Here is a 5,369-nt window from a genome sequence, read left to right as displayed (position 1 = left end):
GCCGGCAGGCGCGAATGCGGCCGCGGGTGTACCCGCCGACGTCGAATTTCCGCGCGCCGCTTTCGCGCCTGCCGGCGCTCCTACATGAAACCTCGCGGCTCGGGGTGGCTGGGGCGGGCGGTGGTGCTTGCGACGGCCTCGACCCTCAGTCCACCGCCCGCTGCAGCGCCGCTTTCGCGCCTGCCGGCGCTCCTACATGAAACCTCGCGGCTCGGGGCGGCTGGGGCGGGCGGTGGAGTTTGCGACGGGCTCGACCCTCAGTCCACCGCCCGCTGCAGCACCCCGATCGGCGGTGCCCAGTCGGTGCCGGGCGGCTTCTTGCGCGTGACCAGCGTGAGCTGGGCCGGGGCGAAGACGTTGGCGTTGTGGGTGACCGGGGTGGTGATCAGGTATTGCGCGCGGGTGGCGCGCAGGAAGGTGCCGACGCGGTCGATGTTGGCGACGTCCAGGTGCGCGAAGGGCTCGTCGATGAAGACGAAGCCGCCGGGGCGGGACTCGTCCATCAGCAGGCCGATCAGGAGGATCAGCGACTTCATGACCTGCTGGCCGCCCGAGGCCTCGCCGTCGTTGAGGCCCACTGCGCCCTTGCGGTCGAAGTCGAAGCGCACCTCGAGCCCGGCCTGGGCGAGCGAGAGGTCGTCGTTCTCGAGGTGCGGGGTGGGGCAGTCCACGCTGAGGTTGGCGAGCTCGCCGAGCGCCTTGAGGTTCTTCGCGTACTGGCGCACCGTGGCGCGCAGCTTGGCGATGTAGGCGGCGCGGGCGTTGTCGGTGTGCAGGCGCGCGGTCGCGCAGTAGCCCTGGCGGTTGAGGTAGTCGCGCTCGCGCAGCGCGACGTCGGCGCCGAGGCGGTCGCGCACCACCAGCACCGCGGGGTCGGTGATCCACTCGCCCTCGTCGAGGTGGCGGCGCAGGCGCTCGAGCTGCAGGCGGGCGCCGCGTGCGTCGCCGTATTTCTCGGCCAGCAGGGCGAGCTCGGCGGCGTCCAGCCAGTGCGCCGGCATGCCGCGCCGGCGCCGGCGCAGGGCGAGGATGCGCTCGGCCTGGGCGTGGCGGCGCGGGCCGTGCTCGCGCGCGATGTCGGCCAGGCGCAGCTCGATGGCCTTGAGTTCGCGGTTGCGGCGGTCGAGCTCGATCTGGATGCCGTTGACCTTCTCGGCGAGACGGTCGATCTCACCGCGGGTGTCGCTGCGTTCGGCGATCGCCTCGGTGAGCGCCTTGCGCGCGGCGGGCAGCTCGGCCTCGGCGCTGGCGTAGGCTTCGGCGCGGGCGGCGAGCAGCTGCGCCGACTGCAGGCCGAGCAGGCGCTGGCGCAGCGTGGTGAGGCGGGCGCTGGCGGCGTCGAGCTTCGGGCGCAGGGCCTGGAGCTGCCTGTCGAGGCCGCCGATCTCGTCCTGCAACACGGCGATGCGCGACTGGCGCGCGAGCTCGCCGAAGTGGAACTCCTGCGGCCGGCCGAGGTGGCGGGCGCCGCGGCGCTCGCGGTGGTAGCCGTCGCGGGTGATCCACTCCTGCTCGCGCGGCAGCGCGCGCGCGGCCTCGGCGTCGTCGACGCGGCGGATGCGGTTGAGCAGATCGGAGAGCCAGCGCGGCACCGGCGCGCCGAACTCCACCACCTCGGCCAGGCTCATCGGGCGCGGCGGCGGGGCGGACTCGCGCTCGGCCACGATGAAGTGGCGGAAGCGCTCGCGCTCGCCGAGCGCCCAGGCGGCGTGGCGGTCGGATTCGCGTTCGAGCAGGACGAGGTGGCGGTAGGGGCGCAGGATGGCTTCGAGCGCGGCCTGCCAGGCGGGGTCGGTGACCTCCACCACCTCGGCGAGGCTGCGGTGGGCGATGCCCTCGGCGCTCAGCCTGACGCGGAAGCGCGCGACCTCGGCGTCGCCCGGCGCGCCGGCGCGGTTGCGCTCGCCGCGCAGGGTCTCGCTGCGCTCTTCGAAGGCGGCGACCAGCTCGCGCTCCTTGCGCCGCAGCGCGGCGAGCGCGGCGTCGGCCTCCTCGTGCTCCTTCTCCAGCGCCACGGCGTCGGCGCCGTGCTCGCTGGCGAGCTGGGCGCGCAGCATGTCGCGCTCTTCCAACAGGCGGTCGAGGTCGCGCACGCGGTCGTGGGCGGCGAGGTAGCGCTGCTCGGAAGCGCGGTCGTCGTCCTTCAGGCGCTTGCGCTCGGCCTGCGCCGCCTCCTGCTCGGCGCGCACGATCTCCAGGCGCTGGCGCGACTCGCGCTGCTCGACGAGCTTGTCGGCGCGCTCGTGGCCGACGCGGTACAGGGCCTCGCGCTCGGCGGCGAGCTCGCGCTCGAGCTCGGCGACCTCCAGGCGCGGCACGATCTCGGCTTCCAGCGCGTGGATCTCGTCGGCGAGCTGCTTCCACTCCAGGTAGCGGTTGGCCTCGGCCTTCTTCTCCTCGGCCTGGGTCTTGAGGCGGTCGAGGTCGATGCCGAGCTCGCCGAGCTCGCGCTCGGCGGACTTCTGCTCCTCGCGCGCGGCCTGGTAGTTGTCCAGCACCTCCTTGTCGCCGAAGACGTCGAAGACGAGCTCGAGCAGCGCCTTGGGCGAGTATTCGCACAGCTTGTCGGTGTCGCCCTGCTCGAGCGCCAGCACCTTGGTGATCGCCGGGGTCAGGCCGCCCCAGGCGAGGCGGTGCTGGTAGTCGCGCAGGCCGATCCAGTCGTTGGAGCTCTCCAGCGCCTCGATCGTCAGGTTGCCGTCGACGATGGTGTAGTCGCGGATCCAGTCGCCGCCGGCCTTGCGGATGCGGCAGGCGAGCGTGACCTCGTCGGAGAGGCAGGGGAAGAAGGGCCGCTTGCCGGTGTGGCCGGGCAGGTTGGCGACCACCGCGCGGATCCACGCGAAGCTGCGGTCGGCGCGGCGCACGTAGCGGCGGAAGTCGCGCTTGCCCGAGCAGCGCAGCGCGAACAGCGTGCGCAGGGCGTCGAGCAGCGTGGTCTTGCCCGAGCCGTTGGGGCCGACAATGGTGATGATCTGCGCGTCCAGCGGCAGCGCGAAGCGCCGCCAGAAGTCCCAGTGGACGAGCTCGAGGGTCTTGATGTGGAACATGGGCCGGGGTCGCGGTGAGGCTCAGCGCCGCTGCAGCAGCAGCCCGCACTCGAGGTGGTGGGTGTAGGGGAACTGGTCGAAGGCGGCCGCCGCGGCGATGCGGTGGGTGGCGGCGAGGGCGGCGACGTTGGCGCGCAAGGTCTCCGGGTTGCAGGAGATGTAGAGGATGTGGTCGAAGCCCTTCGCCAGCGCGATCGTGCCGTCGTCGAGGCCGGCACGCGGCGGGTCGACGAATAGCGTGGAGAAGCGGTAGCCGGCCAGGTCCACGCCCGCCATGCGGCGGTATTCGCGCCCCCCGGCGAGCGCGTCGCTGATCTCCTCGCTCGCCATGCGCACCATGGTCACGTTGGCTACATGGTTGTCGGCGAGGTTGGTGTGCGCGGCAGTCACCGAGGTCTTGCTCATCTCGGTGGCGAGCACGCGGCCGAACAAGGGCGCCAGCGCGACGGTGAAGTTGCCGTTGCCGCAGTAGAGCTCGAGCAGGTCGCCCGGGCCTTGCGGGGCCGCGCCCACGATCTTCGCCTGCGCGCGCGTCCAGCCCAGCATGTGCTGGTTCACCCCGCCGTTGGGCTGGGTGAAGCTGCCTTCGAACTGCTGGTAGCGAAGGGCCTGGCCGTCGACGTCAAGCACCTCCTGTACCCAGTCGCGCCCTAGCACGATCTTCTGCTTGCGGCTGCGGCCGATGAGCTGGATGTTCAGTTCCGCGGCGAGCGTGCCTGCCGCGGCTTCCCACGCCTCGTCCAGGGGGCGGTGGTAGACCAGGCTCACCAGGCACTCGCCGCTCAGGGTGGCGAGAAAGTCGACCTGGAAGATCTTGCGCCGCAGCGGCTCGCTCGCCTGGAGCGCGTCGCGCAGCCGCGGCATCAGGGTGGCGATGGGTTCGGCGGCGGCGGGGAAGGTCTCGAGCAGGATGGGCTGCTTCGGGTCGGCGCTATCGAACATCGCGTAGTCGATGCGGCCCTCGTGGTGCCACAGGCGGAACTCGGCGCGCAGGCGGTAATGCAGGGGCGTGGAGCGGAAGACCGCGGGCTCGGGCAGGTCGAACTCGGCGAAGTCGGCGCGGTAGCGGTCGAGCTTGGCGGCGAGCTGGTCCTCGTAGCGCGTGGGGTCGATGTGGGGCAGGGGCATGGGCTCAGTCTTCCTCGTCGAGGGCTTCGGCCTCGTCGGGCAGGACCTCGGCGAGCTCGAAGGCGTTGTGCGCGGGCGGCGGGTGGCCGGCGGCGTCGAGGATCTCGCCCAGGGTGCCGTGGATGATGCGGTCGGCCATCACGCGGTAGTCGAGGGCGAGGTCGAGCAGCGGGCCCTCGGTGATGAGGCCGTTGCGGCGCTCGATGAAGCCGAGGCGGGCGAGCTTGCCGAGCATGAAGTTGCGCACCTTGGTGCGGCCACCCAGGCGCGGGCCGAAGTCGGCGATCAGCGAGGCCTCGGTGAGCGTGCCCGAGACCGCGTCGCCGTGTGCCACCGGCTTGTCGCCGCCGAAGAGGTCGGTCTGGCCGTCGTCGACCAGCTCGCGCCGGGTGACCTGGCGCTCGCGCTTGGGCAGCACGATCAGCGCCCAGAGGATGACCAGCAGGGCGATCTCGTCGCGGCCGAGGCCCAGGTTGCTGGCGGCGTACTCGCGCCCGGCGCCGAACACCGGCTCGGCCAGATCGGGCTGCAGCGCGACGCCGACGTGGGCGGCGTAGGGGTTGTCGAGCAGGCGCAGGCCGACGTCGGCGAGGCGCCGGTCGAGCTCGAGGCGGAAGGTCTCGTCCACCAGCGCGCGCCGCACCAGGCGGTCGCTGCGCGGCAGCCAGCGCTGCGCGAGCAGGCGCGCGGTGAGGGTCTTGAGTTCGTGTTCCATGGAAATCCTGGTGGCTCAGGCCGGGGTGGCGGTGCGCGGGCGTACCTCGCCGAGCGTCATCGCGGCGATCTCGTCCTCGCCGACGGCGGTCAGCGTGTCGCCGAACTCGACCTCCAGCGGCAGGCGCATGAAGCTGCCCACGGGGCCCTCCTCGGGACCGCTCTCGGCGCCGTCGGCGAGCAGGGCGAGCAGCGACAGGCGGTAGCTCGCCGGTGCGAAGCCGCCGCCCGCGATGATGCGGTGCAGCGGCTGCGGCGCGGGCAGGGCCTCGAGGCGATGGGTGAAGTGCTCGAGCAGGCGCAGATCCTCGGCCTGGGGTGCGAAGCCGGTCGCGGCCTCGTCGGCCGGGGGCAGGGTGGTGTCGGCCGGGGTGGCGCTGCCGCCGCCTTCGAGCAAGGCCTCGGCGCGGTCGAGCAGCTCGTGGCCGCCGGCGAGCAGCGGCAGCTCGGGCACGCTCGCGCAGGCCTCGGCCGCCA

General features: G+C 72.7%; 3 protein-coding genes and 1 pseudogene. All 4 read right to left on the bottom strand.

Features of this window, described 5'->3' with window-relative positions:
- Positions 1-257: 257 nt before the first annotated feature.
- On the bottom strand, positions 258-3,050 hold the full coding sequence (locus C667_RS19875; protein ID WP_004378772.1) for an AAA family ATPase: 2,793 nt from the start codon (positions 3,048-3,050) through the stop codon (positions 258-260).
- 21 nt (positions 3,051-3,071) lie between these two features.
- Positions 3,072-4,178, bottom strand: a complete 1,107-nt coding sequence (trmA, locus tag C667_RS19870; RefSeq protein ID WP_004378770.1) for a tRNA (uridine(54)-C5)-methyltransferase TrmA — start codon at positions 4,176-4,178, stop codon at positions 3,072-3,074.
- A gap of 4 nt (positions 4,179-4,182) precedes the next feature.
- Positions 4,183-4,893, bottom strand: coding sequence for a hypothetical protein (locus C667_RS19865; protein WP_004378768.1), 711 nt, complete (start codon positions 4,891-4,893; stop codon positions 4,183-4,185).
- A 15-nt stretch (positions 4,894-4,908) separates the two neighbouring features.
- Positions 4,909-5,369: pseudogene (locus tag C667_RS19860) on the bottom strand (hypothetical protein); the annotation flags it as partial.

It is taken from the genome of Thauera phenylacetica B4P (assembly GCF_000310225.1).
Classification (GTDB): domain Bacteria; phylum Pseudomonadota; class Gammaproteobacteria; order Burkholderiales; family Rhodocyclaceae; genus Thauera; species Thauera phenylacetica.
Note: the sequence above shows the minus strand (reverse complement) of the source record. Positions and strands in the feature narration are given on the sequence as shown.

Excerpts from the sequence above, each read along its gene's own strand:
- C667_RS19875 (WP_004378772.1), bottom strand. The coding sequence starts at position 3,050 with ATGTTCCACATCAAGACCCTCGAGCTCGTCCACTGGGACTTCTGGCGG.
- trmA (WP_004378770.1), bottom strand. The coding sequence starts at position 4,178 with ATGCCCCTGCCCCACATCGACCCCACGCGCTACGAGGACCAGCTCGCC.
- C667_RS19865 (WP_004378768.1), bottom strand. The coding sequence starts at position 4,893 with ATGGAACACGAACTCAAGACCCTCACCGCGCGCCTGCTCGCGCAGCGC.